The 15,174-nt window shown below is 68.0% G+C and carries 16 protein-coding genes; 6 read left to right on the plus strand and 10 right to left on the minus strand.

Annotated features, from left to right (window positions below):
• Positions 1-47: 47 nt before the first annotated feature.
• From FKQ52_RS04195 to purC, 4 genes are all read right to left on the minus strand, one after another.
• On the minus strand, positions 48-527 hold the full coding sequence (locus FKQ52_RS04195) for a YbhB/YbcL family Raf kinase inhibitor-like protein (protein ID WP_141626032.1): 480 nt from the start codon (positions 525-527) through the stop codon (positions 48-50).
• Positions 528-598: 71 nt separating this feature from the next.
• The gene (locus tag FKQ52_RS16750) at positions 599-730 is read right to left on the minus strand and encodes a hypothetical protein (protein ID WP_255431444.1); all 132 of its coding nucleotides are present in this window, start codon (positions 728-730) and stop codon (positions 599-601) included.
• Positions 727-963, minus strand: coding sequence for a phosphoribosylformylglycinamidine synthase subunit PurS (purS, locus tag FKQ52_RS04200; protein WP_141626033.1), 237 nt, complete (start codon positions 961-963; stop codon positions 727-729). The genes FKQ52_RS16750 and purS overlap by 4 nt, the downstream gene beginning before the upstream one ends.
• Positions 963-1,721 (minus strand): phosphoribosylaminoimidazolesuccinocarboxamide synthase, encoded by a 759-nt coding sequence (gene purC, locus FKQ52_RS04205; protein ID WP_141626034.1) that lies wholly within the window; start codon positions 1,719-1,721, stop codon positions 963-965. The genes purS and purC overlap by 1 nt, the downstream gene beginning before the upstream one ends.
• 269 nt (positions 1,722-1,990) lie before the next feature.
• On the opposite strand from purC, the gene FKQ52_RS04210 reads away from it, so the two are divergent.
• A complete protein-coding gene (locus FKQ52_RS04210) occupies positions 1,991-2,314 on the plus strand; it encodes a DUF1476 domain-containing protein (protein ID WP_205750851.1) in 324 nt (107 codons plus the stop codon).
• A 75-nt stretch (positions 2,315-2,389) separates the two neighbouring features.
• On the opposite strand, the gene FKQ52_RS04215 is transcribed toward FKQ52_RS04210, so the two are convergent.
• From FKQ52_RS04215 to FKQ52_RS04240, 6 genes are all read right to left on the minus strand, one after another.
• The gene (locus FKQ52_RS04215; protein ID WP_141626035.1) at positions 2,390-2,977 is read right to left on the minus strand and encodes a fasciclin domain-containing protein; all 588 of its coding nucleotides are present in this window, start codon (positions 2,975-2,977) and stop codon (positions 2,390-2,392) included.
• Between the two features lie 123 nt (positions 2,978-3,100).
• Positions 3,101-3,607 (minus strand): DNA-deoxyinosine glycosylase, encoded by a 507-nt coding sequence (locus FKQ52_RS04220; RefSeq protein WP_141626036.1) that lies wholly within the window; start codon positions 3,605-3,607, stop codon positions 3,101-3,103.
• A gap of 10 nt (positions 3,608-3,617) precedes the next feature.
• Entirely contained in the window at positions 3,618-3,977 is a 360-nt protein-coding gene (locus tag FKQ52_RS04225) for a hypothetical protein (RefSeq protein ID WP_141626037.1), read from the minus strand.
• Positions 3,978-3,980: 3 nt separating this feature from the next.
• Complete coding sequence (gene purB, locus FKQ52_RS04230; protein ID WP_141626038.1) at positions 3,981-5,279, minus strand: adenylosuccinate lyase; 1,299 nt, start codon at positions 5,277-5,279, stop codon at positions 3,981-3,983.
• A 284-nt stretch (positions 5,280-5,563) separates the two neighbouring features.
• Complete coding sequence (locus FKQ52_RS04235) at positions 5,564-7,225, minus strand: lytic transglycosylase domain-containing protein (RefSeq protein ID WP_141626039.1); 1,662 nt, start codon at positions 7,223-7,225, stop codon at positions 5,564-5,566.
• Between the two features lie 170 nt (positions 7,226-7,395).
• Positions 7,396-8,187, minus strand: coding sequence for a uracil-DNA glycosylase family protein (locus FKQ52_RS04240; protein WP_141626040.1), 792 nt, complete (start codon positions 8,185-8,187; stop codon positions 7,396-7,398).
• A gap of 200 nt (positions 8,188-8,387) precedes the next feature.
• Between FKQ52_RS04240 and FKQ52_RS04245 the strand changes: the two genes are divergently transcribed.
• The 5 genes from FKQ52_RS04245 (at position 8,388) to FKQ52_RS04265 (ending at position 14,984) form a co-directional block, all read left to right on the plus strand.
• Positions 8,388-10,037, plus strand: a complete 1,650-nt coding sequence (locus FKQ52_RS04245) for an electron transfer flavoprotein-ubiquinone oxidoreductase (RefSeq protein WP_240811791.1) — start codon at positions 8,388-8,390, stop codon at positions 10,035-10,037.
• A 145-nt stretch (positions 10,038-10,182) separates the two neighbouring features.
• On the plus strand, positions 10,183-12,030 hold the full coding sequence (locus tag FKQ52_RS04250) for a tetratricopeptide repeat protein (RefSeq protein WP_141626042.1): 1,848 nt from the start codon (positions 10,183-10,185) through the stop codon (positions 12,028-12,030).
• A gap of 3 nt (positions 12,031-12,033) precedes the next feature.
• Complete coding sequence (locus FKQ52_RS04255) at positions 12,034-12,900, plus strand: 4-(cytidine 5'-diphospho)-2-C-methyl-D-erythritol kinase (protein ID WP_141626043.1); 867 nt, start codon at positions 12,034-12,036, stop codon at positions 12,898-12,900.
• Positions 12,901-13,123: 223 nt separating this feature from the next.
• Positions 13,124-13,966 (plus strand): fasciclin domain-containing protein, encoded by an 843-nt coding sequence (locus FKQ52_RS04260; RefSeq protein ID WP_141626044.1) that lies wholly within the window; start codon positions 13,124-13,126, stop codon positions 13,964-13,966.
• Positions 13,967-14,063: 97 nt separating this feature from the next.
• Positions 14,064-14,984: a hypothetical protein gene (locus FKQ52_RS04265; RefSeq protein ID WP_141626045.1), complete on the plus strand. Its 921-nt coding sequence runs from the start codon at positions 14,064-14,066 to the stop codon at positions 14,982-14,984.
• The last annotated feature ends 190 nt before the right edge of the window (positions 14,985-15,174 follow it).

Genomic DNA, 15,174 nt, shown 5'->3' on the forward strand with positions numbered 1-15,174 from the left:
AGAAACATATAAAGACATGCTTATATGTTTATGGGGTTGGCTTGGGGTCAGCCTTGGCCGGTGTTTTCGTAGGTGGCGGTGATCGTCGCCTTGGCCAGCGTATGGAAATGCAGGTTGAAGCCGAAGACGGCGCCCGAATTGTCCGGGGTGACGTCCAGCTTGTCGGTGTCCACGGCGAAGACGGTGAAGATGTAGCGGTGCGGGCCGTGACCGGGAGGCGGGGCGGCGCCGCCGAAGCCTGCGGGGCCGTAGTCCGTGCGCCCCTCGACCGATCCGGCGGGCAGATCGGCGGACGAGGCGCCGGTCTTAAGCTCGGTCACATCGGCGGGAATGTTGGCCACGGTCCAGTGCCAGAAGCCCGAGCCCGTGGGGGCGTCAGGGTCGTAGCAGGTGACGGCGTAGCTCTTCGTGCCCTCGGGGGCGCCCGACCATGACAGATGCGGCGAGGTATTGCCCTTCGCCTGAACCTGCGCGTCCGGCAGCACGCCGCCGTCGGTGATGTCGTTGGAAGTCAGGGTGAAGGTCATGGGCCGCTCCGCAAAAGGACTGCGGACCTCATAACGCGCGCGGGGCGGCCCCGTCACCCGTGGAGCGGGGCTTAGTGCCCCTGCTCGTGCGCGGCGGTGGTGAAGGCGCTGTCGTCCATCAGTCCACCGGCGAGGGCTGCGGCGAAGATCACGCAGCCCGCGACGATGAAGAGGATGACCAGAGGCTTCAGGATGCGTTTCACGCGACCTCGATCCGGTAGGATTCGATGACCGTGTTGGCGAGCAGCGTCTCGCACATCTTCTTCGCCTCGACGGCGGGATCGCCCTCGCCGGCGAAGTCGAACTCGATCAGCTTGCCGACGCGGGCGTTGGAAACGCCGCCCCAGCCCAGACCGTTCAGCGCGCCTTCAACCGCCTTGCCCTGAACGTCCAGAACGCCCGGCTTCAGGAAGACGTGAACCTTGACCTTGGCCATCAGTGCAGCCCTCCCTGAATGACCGTGGGCATGCCCTTCATGATGCCCAGGCGGCGCGCCACTTCGGTGTAGCTTTCGATGACATTGCCCAGATCGCGGCGGAAGCGATCCTTGTCCAGCTTCTCGCCGGTGTTCACGTCCCACAGGCGGCAGCTGTCCGGGCTGATCTCGTCGGCCAGGATCACGCGGGCGAAGTCATTCTCCCAGATGCGGCCGAACTCGATCTTGAAGTCCACCAGCTGGATGCCGACGGCGCCGAACATGCCCGACAGATAGTCGTTCACTCGCACGGTCATGGCCAGAATGTCGTCCAGCTCCTGGGTTGAGGCCCAGTTGAAGGCGGTGATGTGCTCTTCGGTCACCATCGGATCGTTGAGCTCGTCCTTCTTCAGGTAGAACTCGATGATCGAACGGGGCAGGGGCGTGCCTTCCTCGATGCCGAGGCGCTTGCTCATCGAACCGGCCACCACGTTGCGGCAGACGACTTCCAGCGGAATGATCTCGACTTCGCGGATCAGCTGTTCACGCAGGTTCAGACGTTTGATGAAGTGGTTGGTCACGCCGATGCCGTTCAGGCGCGACATGATGAATTCGCTGATCTGGTTGTTGATGACGCCCTTGCCCTCGAGCTGGGCCTTCTTCTCGCCGTTGAAGGCGGTGGCGTCGTCCTTGAAGTACTGGATCAGGGTGCCGGGCTCGGGTCCTTCGTACAGGATCTTGGCCTTGCCCTCGTAGAGCTTCTTGCGCTTGACGTTCATGGGTCTCGTCCGGGCGGGGCCACGCCGGAAACAAAAAACGCGCAGCCAGCGCGTAGGTCTGGTCAGCGCGATCCGGAATCGGGCGGGCGGGTAAATCGTCGCGGTCTCCTTAGCGGAACCCGCCCCGTGATACAAACGGCGCAGCGGATGACACCGATGAGGGACAAGCCGCCGCAACCTGTTGGTTCCGGTTGCGTTCGCCCCCGGTGCGGATATAGAGCAGCGCAACGCGGCCACCCCCCGGTCGTTTGAGGAGCCTGCAGACGCCCATGACCACCTTTGACGATCGCGAAAAGGGCTTCGAGGCCAAGTTCGCCCTCGATGAGGAGCAGGAGTTCAAGGCGACCGCCCGGCGCAACAAGCTGCTGGGTCTGTGGGCCGCCGAGAAGATGGGCCTGAGCACCGAGAGCGCCGACCAGTACGCCGCCGCCGTCGTGCGCGCCGACTTCGAGCAGCCCGGCGAGGAAGACGTCTTCCGCAAGATCGCCCAGGACTTCGAAGGTTCGGGTCTGGTCGTCTCGGAAGGCGAGATCCGTCGCAAGATGGACGAACTGTCCTCCGTCGCCCGCGAGCAGATCCGCAACGGCGAATAGGCGCTTACGGATCGTCCGACAAAAAAGGCCGCCTCGGCAGAGGCGGCCTTTCTCTTTTCTGGCGTGGATTTCGGCCTAGTTCGGCATCACCACGGTGTCGATCGCGTGGATAACGCCGTTGGAGGCTGCGATGTCCGTCTGCGTGACGGTCGAGACATTGCCGGCCTCATCCGTCAGGGTCACGGAGCCGCCGGCGCCGACGCGGGCGGTCAGAGTGCCGCCTTCAACGGTGGTCAGGGTCGCCGTGCCGTTGCCTGCCTGGATTTGCTGCGTCAGGGTCGCGGCATCCACCCGGCCCGGGACCACGTGGTAGGTCAGGATCTTGGTCAGGTCAGCCTTGCCGGCGGGCGCCAGCAGCCCCTCGAGGGTCGCGGCCGGGACCTTGGCGAACGCGGCGTTCGTGGGGGCGAACACGGTGAACGGGCCAGCCCCGTTCAGGGTGCTGACCAGATCAGCGGCCTGGACCGCCGAAACGAGGGTCGAGAAGTCGGGCGCGCCTTGGGCGACGGCGACGATCGTTCCGGCTTCCGTCGTCTGGGCGGGCGCCATGGCGTCGGCGGGAGCGGCTTCGGCCGGCGGCGGGGCTTCTTCAGCATTGCTGCACGCGGCGAGCAGCAAGGTGGAGGCGGCGGCGAGGAGGGCGGCTTGAGCGGTACGCTTCATGGTTCTGTTTCCTTCCTGAGTGACGCACGGGGGGGGTGGCGTCGTCAGGAATTACGCACGAGGCGGGCCTTCGGATGTGGCTGCGTCAGACCGCCGCGACCCGGGGGCAGGAGAGGGGCGGACTCATGGTCTCCCGGTCGGGGAGGCGACGTAGGGCGCGATCCTGGCCCAATGCTCCGCCTTCCACGCAAGCGGTTTCGCCAGCGCCGGGCTGCTCGATGGCAGGTTCAGTCTGACCGGGGCGCCGGTGTCCGGCCCCAGCACGCGCGCGCCGCGCTTCGCCGCCGTGGCTCCGTTGAACGCGATGGCTTTCAGGTTCGGCAGGCGGTCGATCAGCCCGGGCAGGTCGGCCGCCTCGGCGTTCCGGATCGCCGTGTCGAGACTGCCCTTTCGCTCCGCGCCGGCGATGACGTCCCACAGGCCGATGCCCGCGCCCTTCAGCGCCGTCAGCCGGTCCTCATAGGGAAGGGCGGGCAGGTCCCGCCCGATCACATCACCGACCAGCCGCCAGAAGGCGTTGCGCGGATGGCCGTAGTATTGCCCCACGTTCAGCGAAGCGTCGCCGGGCAGGCTGCCGAGGATCAGCAACCGCGTCCCGGCGTCGACGACGGGCGCGAACCCCCGCTTCACCGGATCGGACTCAGAAGGGGTCCTGGATCTGGACGCTCAGGCTGATCGGAATGCTGACCGGGCCGCCGTTGGCCGGCTGGCCGGTGGCGGTGTCGATGAACCGGTACTCACGCGCCAGACAGCGGGCCGCGGTGCGGTGACGGACCGGGTTGTCCTGTCCGGTTTCCAGACGGCACTGGTCCGGCACGCCGTTCCGCACAGTCGCGCAACTGATCGTGATCCGGCTTGATGCCGTGGCGCGATCCGTCGCCAGTGGTCGCATACAGGCATTGAACGGGCGCCCGGACGGCGGCGTCGCCGTCATGCCCGGCGCCAGGACCGCACCGGCGCCCTGCTGCAGGAACAGCGCCAGAAGCAGGGACATCAGCATGGTTTAACCCCCGAAGACGCGCGCGAACACCGTGTCCACGTGCTTGGTGTGATAGCCGAGGTCGAACAGCGCCTCGAGCTGGCTTTCCGGCAGGGTGACACGGGCGTCGGCCTTCAGGAAGTCCAGGAAGCGACCTTCGCCGCGCCACACCTTCATCGCGTTCTCCTGCACGGCGGCATAGGCGTCCTCGCGGCTCACCCCCGCCTGCGTCAGGGCCAGCATCACCCGCTGCGAGTGAACCAGCCCGCCCAGCAGGTCGATGTTCTTCTGCATGTTCTCCGGATAGATGTTCATCCGCTCGACCACGCCCGCCAGACGGTGCAGAGCGAAATCCAGATGGATGGTCGCATCCGGGCCGATGCCGCGCTCGACCGACGAGTGGCTGATATCGCGCTCGTGCCACAGGGCGACGTTCTCCATCGCGGGCACCACCGACGAGCGGACCAGACGGGCCAGACCCGTCAGGTTCTCGGTCAGGATCGGGTTGCGCTTGTGCGGCATCGCCGACGAGCCCTTCTGACCCTTGTCGAAGAACTCCTCGGCCTCCAGCACCTCGGTGCGTTGCAGGTGCCGGACCTCGGTGGCCAGTCGCTCGATGGAGCTGGCGACGACGCCCAGCGCCGCGAAGAAGGCGGCGTGGCGGTCGCGCGGGATCACCTGGGTCGAAACCGGCTCGACCTGCAGGCCCATCTGGTCGGCGACATATTGCTCAACCGCCGGATCGACGTTGGCGAAGGTGCCCACGGCGCCCGAGATGGCGCAGGTGGCGATCTCTTCCTTCGCTGTAATCAGACGGCGCTTCGCCCGCTGGAACTCGGCGTGATAGCCGGCCAGCTTCAGGCCGAAGGTGATCGGCTCGGCGTGGATGCCGTGGCTGCGGCCGACCTGCGGGGTGAATTTGTGTTCCTTCGCACGGGTCTCCAGCGCCGCCAGCACCCGGTCCACGCCGTCGATCAGCAGGTCCGCCGAACGGGCCAGTTGTACGGCGAAACAGGTGTCCAGCACGTCCGACGAGGTCATGCCCTGGTGCAGGAAGCGCGCGTCCTCGCCGACGATCTCGGCCACATGAGTCAGGAAGGCGATGACGTCGTGCTTGGTGGTGCGCTCGATTTCGTCGATCCGGTCGGCGTCGAAGACCGCGTCCTTGCCCTTGGCCCAGATGGCCTCGGCGGCGTCCGTCGGGATCACCCCCAGCTCGGCCATCTTCGTGGCGGCGTGCGCCTCGATCTCGAACCAGATTTTGTACTTGGTCTCTTGCGACCAGATAGCGACGGCGTCGGGGCGGGAATAGCGCGTGATCATGGACGGGCCGTGTCGGTCGCAGGGGCTCCGGAGTCAAGCGCCGCCGCCATTTCACCCGGTCAAACCCGGGCAAGTCCCGTCTGTCAGTGTTGCGTTAACCCCACGTTCCAACCCGACCTTAAGACAACGGCGGTATCAACGGAGCCGAAGCAACGCAGACGCGTTTCAAGGTCCGTCATGTCAATGCAAGCGCCTCAACCCGTCGCCCGCCGCCCCAGCCTGCTGGTGTATGCGCTGCTGATCGTGGTGGCTTGCTGCCTTCCGGCGATGCTGCTGGCGGGTCTCTAGCTGCCCGTCGTCTGAACCGACGCGACCTGTACCGGCTCCACCGGAGCCGGAGGCGGCGGCACATAGTCGAGGCTCAGCGGGATCAGGGTCGCCCCCGACGCCACGGCGTCCAGCGTGTTCAGCGGCCGTCCGTTCATGCGCTGATAGATCCAGTAGGCGGCGACCACCTTCTCCACGTAATCACGCGCCTGCGGCACGTCGATCGTCTCGATCAGCAGCAGCGGGTCGGCGTCCGGCCCCAGCTTGCGGACAGCGGCCATCATCGGCCCCGGCCCGGCGTTGTAAGAGGCCGCGACCCGCAGCAGATCGCCGTTGATCTCGGGACGGGCCAGCACCCGGTTTACATAGGCCTGCCCCAGGCGGGCGTTGATCGCTGGATCATACAGCCGGTCCGGCGCGGTCACGAAACCCCGGTCGCCTGACAGCTCGGCCGCCGTCGTCGGCATAACCTGCATCAGCCCATAGGCCCCGGCGCCGGAGCGGGCGCGGGCGTTGAAGCCGGTCTCCTTGCGGGCGATGGCGTAGACCAGCGACCGCTCGATGACGAAGCCGCCGACCGGCTCGATCACCGGCTGGGCGTAGTTGTTGGCGTCCACCCGGCGGGCGTCGGCGTCGGAACCTGTCACCCGCGGACCCAGCGCGCGACCCAGCGCGGCCCACATCGCGCGGGCGCGGTCGCCCACGGCCGAGCGCATGCCGGTGCGCAGCTCGTCCCGCGCATCGGTTCGGCGTCCGATTTCGAAGAAGGCCACCGTGCGACGCGCGCGCGGTTCGTTGCGGACGAACTCTTCCAACTCGGCGGCGTCGACCCCGATGGGCTCGTCGGGAGTGTAGCTGGCCCGTTGCAGGGTCGCGCCATAGGGCGTCGGCCCCATGTTCTCGATGGTCACGTCCTCGCCCAGCTGGCGCAGGGCGATCTGTCCATAGAAGGTGGCGGGCCAGGCGGCGGCGCGACGCAGCAGCGGCTGAACCCGGTCCTGCTGGCTCGACCGGGCGGCCGAACGCGAGGCCCAGAAGGCCGCCCCGGCGCGGATCCAGCCGTCCTCGGTCGGATCATCCAGCACCCGCTCGAAGGCGTTGGCGGCGGCGCCGAACTCGCCTAGCCGGTACTGGGCCAGACCCACGCTCCACCAGTCGCCGATCTCCTGACCGATGACCACGGCTCCGGCCAGATCATCGCGGTTCAGCGCCACCCGGGCGGCCTTCAGCGGATCGCCTTCGGTGTTCTGACCGGCGGCCGAAGCCGCGGCCCAGCTGCGGTTCGAGAACCGGCCCGGGCGACGGGGCTCCGGCGCGCCGTCCGGCCGACGGCGCAGGGCCAGATTGTAGGCCCGGTCGGCGCACGGCAGGTCGGAATACTCCTCCAGCCAGGCGGCCAGTTCCTCGTAGGTGGCGGAATAGTCGGGATGGAACAGGCGCTCGAACTCGACCTGCCCCAGCAGAACGTGATCCTGCGCCGCGCGGGCCGAGGCGCGCGCGGCCTCCAGATCACCCCGGCGCAGGGCATCGAATGCGGTGGTGTAGCTCAGGCGGTCGGCCGGGCTCAGCGCGGACGGCGCGCGGCGGTCATCGTCTGCGGCATGGGCGGTCGCGCCGAAGGCGGCGAGCGCGAAAGCCAGCGTCGGCGCAAGCAAGGCGCGGCGGAAAGAAACAGGCACTGAGGCGGCCCCCCTGAGAGCGGACCCCTGACCGTCTCGTTTCGGTCGGCGTCTCGCTGTTCGTTCGGTCGTCAGGCCAAAAAGGCGCCACGCCTTCGACCCGTGTCAAGTTTTCCGGAATTTTGGGGCGCTTTTGCGTCCCTCAGGTTAACGCCCCTGCGGTGGTTCGTTCAGTTCGACGCGTCGTCCAGCCGCGCCGCCAGCGCCAGCATATCGGCCCAGGCCGCCTTCTTCGCCATCGGTGTCCGCAGCAGGAAAGCGGGGTGGAAGGTGGGCAGGGCCGGCGCGGACACATTGCCCTCGGCCAGTCGCCACTCTTTCCAGTTTCCGCGCAGCCGCATGATGCCTTCATCTGTCGACAGCACGGATTTGGCCGCCGCCGCGCCGAGCAGCAGCACGGCCTTCGGCTTCAACAGGAAGAAAGCCCGCTCCAGGAAAGGCGCGCATACGGCCTGTTCAGCCGGGCTCGGCGTCCGGTTGCCCGGCGGACGCCAAAATACGGTGTTGGTGATGAAGACGCGGTCGGCCAGTCCGGCCTCGGCCAGCATCCGGTCCAGCAACTTGCCCGCCTTGCCGACGAAGGGCAGGCCCTGCGCGTCCTCATCCGCGCCGGGGCCTTCGCCGATGACCATGATCGGCGCCTGCGGATTTCCGCGTGAGAAGACGGACTGTTTCGCCCCCATGTCGCGCAACGGACAGCCGGTGAAGCCCGCGATGGCCTCGCCCAGCGCCTCCAGCGTGTCGGCGCCCGCCGCCAGCCGTCGTGCTTCCGCCGCCGCGTCGCCGGTGACCGGCAGGGCGACAACCGAAGCCGTCGCCTTCGTGACCGCCTTCACCGCCGGGGGAGGGGCCACATGGGTGCGGTCGACCGGGGCGTCCTCGAAGCAGGCGTCGACGCCCGCATCCCGCCAGAAGGCGAGCAGGCTTTCGGCGGCTGCGGAATCGAGGGCTTGAGCGTTCATGTCGGGCCGAACAGGGATAGTCCTTGACCGCCCCCGCGTCACCTTCCGATAAGCGGATCAGGGAAGACCATACGAATAACGAGGATAGGCGGGCCATGGCCGAGGAAGCGATCGAGGGCGGGGCGAAGAACGCCTGGCAGGAAGCCGTGATCGACAAGCTGCCGCCCGCCGAGGCGCTGGCGGGTGTCGAGCGCGAGATCATGGAATACGACGTCGTCATCGTCGGCGGCGGCCCCGCCGGTCTGTCGGCGGCCATTCGTCTGAAGCAGCGCGCGGAAAAGGACGGCAAGGACATCTCCGTCGCCGTGCTGGAGAAGTCGGCCGAGATCGGCGGCCACATCCTGTCCGGCGCGGTCATCGACCCCAAGGCGCTGAACGAGCTGTTTCCCGACTGGAAGGAGCGCGGCGCGCCCCTCGAGACCCCGGTGACCAGGGATCGCTTCCTGCTGCTCGGGCCGCAGGCCGACATCCCTCTGCCGATGTTCGCCTTCCCGCCGCTGATGCACAATCACGGCTGCTATATCGCCTCGCTGGGCAACGTCGCCCGCTGGCTGGGCGAGCAGGCCGAGGCGCTGGGCGTCGAGGTTTACCCGGGCATGGCCGCCAGCCACGTCGTCTGGGATGAGCCGACCGGCCGCGTGAAGGGCGTCGTCGCCGGCGTCTTCGGCATCGACCGCGAGGGCAAGCCGACCGGCGAGTTCCAGCCCGGCATCGAACTGCACGGCAAATACGTCTTCATCGCCGAGGGCGTGCGTGGCTCGCTGGCCAAGACCATCATGGCCCGCCACAACCTGTGCGACACGGCCGAGCCCCAGAAGTTCGGAATCGGCATCAAGGAACTGTGGCAGGTTCCGGCGGACCAGCACCAGCCCGGTCTGGCCCAGCATTCGACCGGCTGGCCGCTGGACGAGTTCACCGGCGGCGGCAGTTTCCTGTACCATTTCGGCGATCGCTACGTGACCGTCGGCTATGTGGTTCACCTGAACTACAAGAACCCGCACATCTCGCCCTTCGACGAGTTCCAGCGCTTCAAGCACCACCCCTCGATCGCCCGACATCTGGAGGGCGGCACGCGCATCTCCTACGGCGCCCGCGCCATCACCGAGGGCGGCTTCCAGTCGGTGCCGAAGCTGGCCTTCGCGGGCGGCGCCCTGATCGGCTGCTCGGCGGGCTTCGTGAACGTGCCGCGCATCAAGGGCAGCCACAACGCCATGAAGACCGGCATGCTGGCCGCCGACGCCGCCTATGACGCCGTCATGGCCGGTCGCTCGGGCGATGAGCTGGTCGAGTATCAGGCCGCCTATGAGAAGAGCTGGGTCTACAAGGAGCTGAAGCTTGTCCGGAACGCCAAGCCCCTGCTGTCGAAGGTCGGCACCAGCCTCGGCGGCGCGCTTGGCCTGTTCGACATGTGGTTCCAGACCCTGTTCGGCGGCTTCTCCCTCTTCGGCACGATGAAGCACGGCAAGACCGACGCCGCCTCGACCGAACCGGCCGCGAAGCACAAGCCGATCGCCTATCCCAAGCCGGACGGGAAGCTGTCGTTCGACAAGCTGTCGTCGGTGTTCATCTCCAACACCAACCACGCCGAGGACCAGCCCGCTCACCTGAAGCTGCTGGACCCGTCCGTGCCGATCGAGGTCAACCTGCCCAAATACGGGGAACCGGCGCGGCTCTATTGCCCGGCGGGTGTCTATGAGGTGCTGACCGACGAGCAGGGCCAGAACCCCCGCTTCCAGATCAACGCCCAGAACTGCGTCCACTGCAAAACCTGCGACATCAAGGACCCGTCGCAAAACATCGTCTGGACCACGCCTGAAGGCGGCGGCGGCCCCAACTATCCGAACATGTAATCCGGACCATTCCTCCCCGGCGCGGAGCGCGGGGGAGGGGCGCCGTCCGAAGCAGCAGGGCGAAGCAGGGTGGAAGGGGTGCAAAAAGCCGCTCCGGACAAGGACAGGCCTTGTCGTCGCCGCATAAAGCGGGAAGGGTCGCGTCATGCGCTCTTCCTCGCTTCGTGTTCTGCTCTCCGGTTGCGCCCTGCTGGCGCTGACGACTCCTGCCCTGGCGCAGGAGGCTCCCGTTGTTGTGCCCGTTCCGGAAGTCCCCGCCCCGGCCATCACGCCCGAGCGCACGCCCGACCTGCACCCGCCCGCGGTCATCCCCACCGAGGATCCGGTCGCCGAGGCTGAAGCGCCCGCACCGCCCATTCCCGAGGTATGGGAGCCCGTGCCTGTGAACGCACAGGGCGAGTCGGCTTACGGCCTTTATCTGTCCGGCCGCATCGCGGGCTTCCGGGGCGACGGCGCCGCGTCCGCCCGTCTGATGGCGGAAAGTCAGAGCCTGACGCCGGAACAGCCGCTGCTGTGGAACGAGACCTTCCTGACCAGCCTGTTCAACGGCGATCTGGACACGGTCGTCCGCCTGACGCCGGACGTCGCCGGCGTGCCGGAACTGGCGGAGGCGGGGCGTCTCGTCTCCATCGTCCAGTCGGTGAAGCGCGGGGCCGCGGGTGAAGGCTACGCCTCCCTGTCCGGTCAGCCCCTGGGGCAGCCCTTCACCATCATCGGCCAGTTTATCACGCCTTCCTTGGCCGCCGCCGCCGGGGATTGGGACAGGGCGCTCAAGCCGGTCGAGACCGCGCCCCAGGACCCCACCGGCCTTATCCTGCGTCTGCAACGCGCCCAGCTTCTGGAGATGCGTCGCCGGTATGACGAGGCGGATACGGAGTACAAGGCGCTGGTCGCCATCCCCAACGGCGCCCGGCTGTTCAGTGTTCAGTATGGCGAGTTCCTGGAACGTCGCGGTCGTCGCGACGAGGCGCTGCTCCAGTACCGTGCCTCCCTGACCGGGCCGTCGCCCGATCCCGCCGCGCTGGATGGTCTGGAGCGGACGGCGGCCCGCGGTCGGGCTCCCGCCGCACCGACGCCCGCCGACGGCATCGCCGCCGCGCTCGACTTCTCCTCGCTGATGGCCGGCGAGCGGCAGGATCACAAGCTGACCGCCATTCTCCTGCGTCTGGCCGAAAGCCTGAAACCCTCGGACATGACCGCCCTGCGGCTCGGCCTCGCGCTGGCTGCCGACTCCCAGGAAGAGCCTGCCCGCCAGGCCTTCGGCCGCGTCGGTCAGTCCAACAAGATTCTCTACGCCGGGGCCCAGTACAATATCGGGCTCAGCTATCAGGAGCAGGACAACAACGACGCGGCGCTGGCCGCCTTCACCCGCGCGGACGCCGCTGCGCCCGACCAGACCCGCATCACCCTGGCGCTCGTCGGCCAGTTGATGACCATGAAACGCAACGAAGAAGCGCTGGCGATCCTCAACCGCGCCGACGTGAACACTGCCGATCAGGGCGCTGATGTTCGCTACATGCGCGGCTCGGCGCTGGAAGCCCTCGGGCGCATTGAGGAAGCCGAGAATGAGCTCTGGAGCGCCCTTCAGGCGCATCCGGATAATCCTGTCCTGCTCAACATGCTCGGTTACATCTGGGTCGATACCGGTCGCCGCGTCGATCAGGGCGCCGAGATGATCGCCCGCGCCCACGCCGCGGAACCCGAGAACGGCAACATCCAGGACTCCCTCGGCTGGGCCCAGTATCGGCAGGGCCAGTACGAAACCGCCGTCGGCACGCTCGAGGAAGCCGTCGCCAAGGAGCCGGCCAACGCCGAGATCAATGATCACCTCGGCGACGCCTACTGGCAGGTCGGCCGTCGTCGTGAGGCGACCTGGCAATGGAACCGTGTCCTGACGCTGGAAACCGACGCCGAGCGCCGCGCGGAGGTGGAGCAGAAGCTGGCGACCGGCCTGTCCGAACCCCAGCCCGTCGGCGGCGCGGCCCAGCCCTGAGCCATGGCTGCCGCCCCGGCGCTCGCCCCCGCCAAGGTCAATCTGTTCCTGCACGTCGGCCCGCTGGACGCGGACGGCTACCATCCGCTGGTCAGCCTGGTGGCCTTCGCCGACGTCGGTGACCGGATCAGCGTCGCGCCCTCAGACCGCCTGTCCCTGACCGTCACCGGCCCGTTCGGCGCGGGACTGGAGGGGGAGGGCGACAATCTCGTCCTGCGCGCCGTCCGGGCGCTGGCGACCGCCGCCGGTCTGCCCGAGCCGGGCCTGGCCTTCACCCTCGACAAACGCCTGCCCATCGCCGCCGGTCTGGGCGGGGGCTCGTCCGATGCGGGCGCGGCCCTGAAACTGGCGCGCGACGCGCTCGGTCTGTCGATGAGCGATGAGGCGCTCGCCGACGTGGCGGCCACGGTCGGCGCTGACGGCCCCATGTGCCTGCACGCCCGCGCCGCATGGGCCGAGGGCAGGGGCGATCTGCTGACCTTCGAGCCGCGGCTGCCGCCTCTGCCGGCCGTGTTGATCAATCCCGGCGTCCCGTCCCCGACCGGCGCCGTGTATCGCGGCTATGACGCCGTACCGCCCGCCCTCGCGGACCGTCCCGCGCCGCCCGCGGACTGGAGCCTGCCGACCGTGCTCAACTGGCTCTCGGCCCAGCGCAATGACCTCCAGCCGCCCGCTCTGAGCCTGCAACCGGCCATCGCCCGGGCGCTGGACGCCGCCGCCGACCTGTCCGGCGTTCGTCTGGTCCGCATGTCCGGTTCCGGCGCCACGGTCTTCGCCCTCTTCGACACGCCCGCCGCCGCCCAGGCCGCCGCGAAGCACCTTTCAGAACAACGTTCAGGTCTCTGGGTATATCCGACTGTATTGTCGTGATCTTCGGGCCTGAATGAGCTTTTTGTTCTCATGGCGCCGGTAATGGGCCGGTGGTCCGAAAATGGCCCTGACAATACCTTGGCCGTTCCGGTGAAATCAGTTCATTGCATCCCCACATGGAACTCAAGGCCGTCCTTGGGTCTTGAACGTTGCAGTCCAGCGTACTGACGTCCGTCATCACTCCCCCGGCGGCCGTCCATGTTTCATTGCAAGGGATACTGTTATGCTTCGCACCAAACTCCTGACCGCCGTCGCCGCCACCGCCCTGCTGGCCGCCCCCGCCGCCTTCGCCCAGGAGGCACAGCCGCAGCCCGCCCCGGCGCCGCAGGAACAGCCCGCCGCCACGCCTGCTCCGGCCCAGACTCCGGCGCCGGCCGCCGCGACCCCGGCCCAGGCGAACAACGTCATCGAGGCCCTGCGCGCCAAGGGTCAGTTCACCACCCTGCTGACCGCCCTGGATCAGGCCCAGCTGACCGAGACCCTCGCCAGCCGTCCGGCCATCACTATCTTCGCCCCGACCGACGCCGCCTTCGCCGCCCTGCCGGAAGCGGAGCGCACCCGTCTGCTCGACCCGGCCAATGCCCAGGAGTTGCGTGTTCGTCTGCTCTATCACGTGATCGTCGCTGACGTTCAGCCGGGCATGATCGAGGGCGCGCGCGGCGGTGTTCAGACCGCCGCCGACAACAGCCAGCTCCTGCTGGACGGCACCGGCGAGGCCATCAAGGCCGACAGCGCCACCGTCACCATGGCCGATGTCGCCCCGTCCAACGGTTCGGTTTTCGTGATCGACAAGGTTCTGGACCCGGCGACGTCGGAATCCGCCATGGGTGACGAGGAGGCCATGGCCCCAGCCGAGGCCCCCGCTGAGACCTCTACCGAGGCTCCGGCCGCGACCGAAACCACCGCTCCGGCCGCGCCGGGCGCCACGGCTCCGAACGGCGAACCGGCCGCCACGACCACCACGGTCCAGTCGCCGCCGGTCGCCAATCCGACCGACGGTCAGGTCGACAGCCAGGAAGACCCGGCCAACCCGGCCCCCACTCCGGCTCCGACCACCCCGAACTGATCCGGTTCGCCGCGTGAAGAAGGGCGGGAGCTTCGGCTCCCGCCCTTTCTCGTGCGCGCTTAACCGTCGGCAAACCGGTGGTGGTGCAGGATAGGGCATGGAAACGCTCACGCCCGCTCACATCGCCGCGTTCGAGGCCGTTCTGAACCGTGTCCCGTCCGAGGATCGCGCTCGCCTCCACGCGCTGAAGGACCCCGCTGCCGATGCGGCCGCCGCCTCCGCCCCGCACTGGGACTTCGACCAGCCGGGCCATCGCGCCGAGGAGGCGCTGCAAGCCGCCTTCGGTCCGGCCCTGACGGACGACCACCGCCGCGCGCTGGTGGCCATCTGGGCGCTGGAGATGCCGGCCCGCGTCCCCGCCGCCGACCTGCCCGAGGCGTCGCTGGAGCTCTACCCCCAGTGGATCGACCGTCTAGCCGCCTTCCTGATCGAGGGCGCCAACCCCTACGACCGCGACTTCTGGGCCAAGGATGTGCGCATCTCGCTGGTTCTCAGTGTGCCCGGAGCCCGCACCCAGATGATCGACCTGTCCTCGCCCATGGGGCCGGGCCAGATCCTGCGTCACGCCCGCGAGGGATGGGGCTGGTCGGTGATCCCGGCCTACGCCGCCGCCCGGTCGTGGAAGCCCTGGCTGGAGGTCCATACCGAAAGCCGCGAACTTTCGGACTTTAACGAGGCCGGCTGGGACCGCGCCTGGGCCACCGCCGCCGAAATCCTCAAGCGCCGCCCGGAGATGGCGGGCATGCTGGGTTCGTCATGGTTCTATGATCCGCCGCTGGAGCAGATCAGCCCGCGCCTCGCCTATCTGCGCGTGAACCCGCTCAAGCACGGCGCCTTCCTGATCCATCAGGGCCCGGGCGAAATCCACACCCGGCGCGCCGCGACCAGTTCGCCCACCCGCGCCGCCCTGATCGAAAAGGGTGAGTACACCGCCCGGTCGTGGATCGTCGCCTGGCCCCGCGCCGCGCTCATCAGATGGGCGGACGCGCGCAAGGCGCGGTTGGCGCAAGCGGCCTGAGTTCCCTTCTCCCCAAAAGGGGCGAGGGGGATCGATACGACCAATTCTGACGCACGGGCGTGTCACATTGCACGCCATGATCCGCGCGCATCCGTACTGTTCGCACTCTTCGCACCCGTTTTTCTCGTCGGGACCGATAGACGCGATAGACGACATAGACGGGATAGACGGTGTATTTCGACAGTCTCCA

The organism is Brevundimonas sp. M20 (assembly GCF_006547065.1).
GTDB lineage: Bacteria > Pseudomonadota > Alphaproteobacteria > Caulobacterales > Caulobacteraceae > Brevundimonas.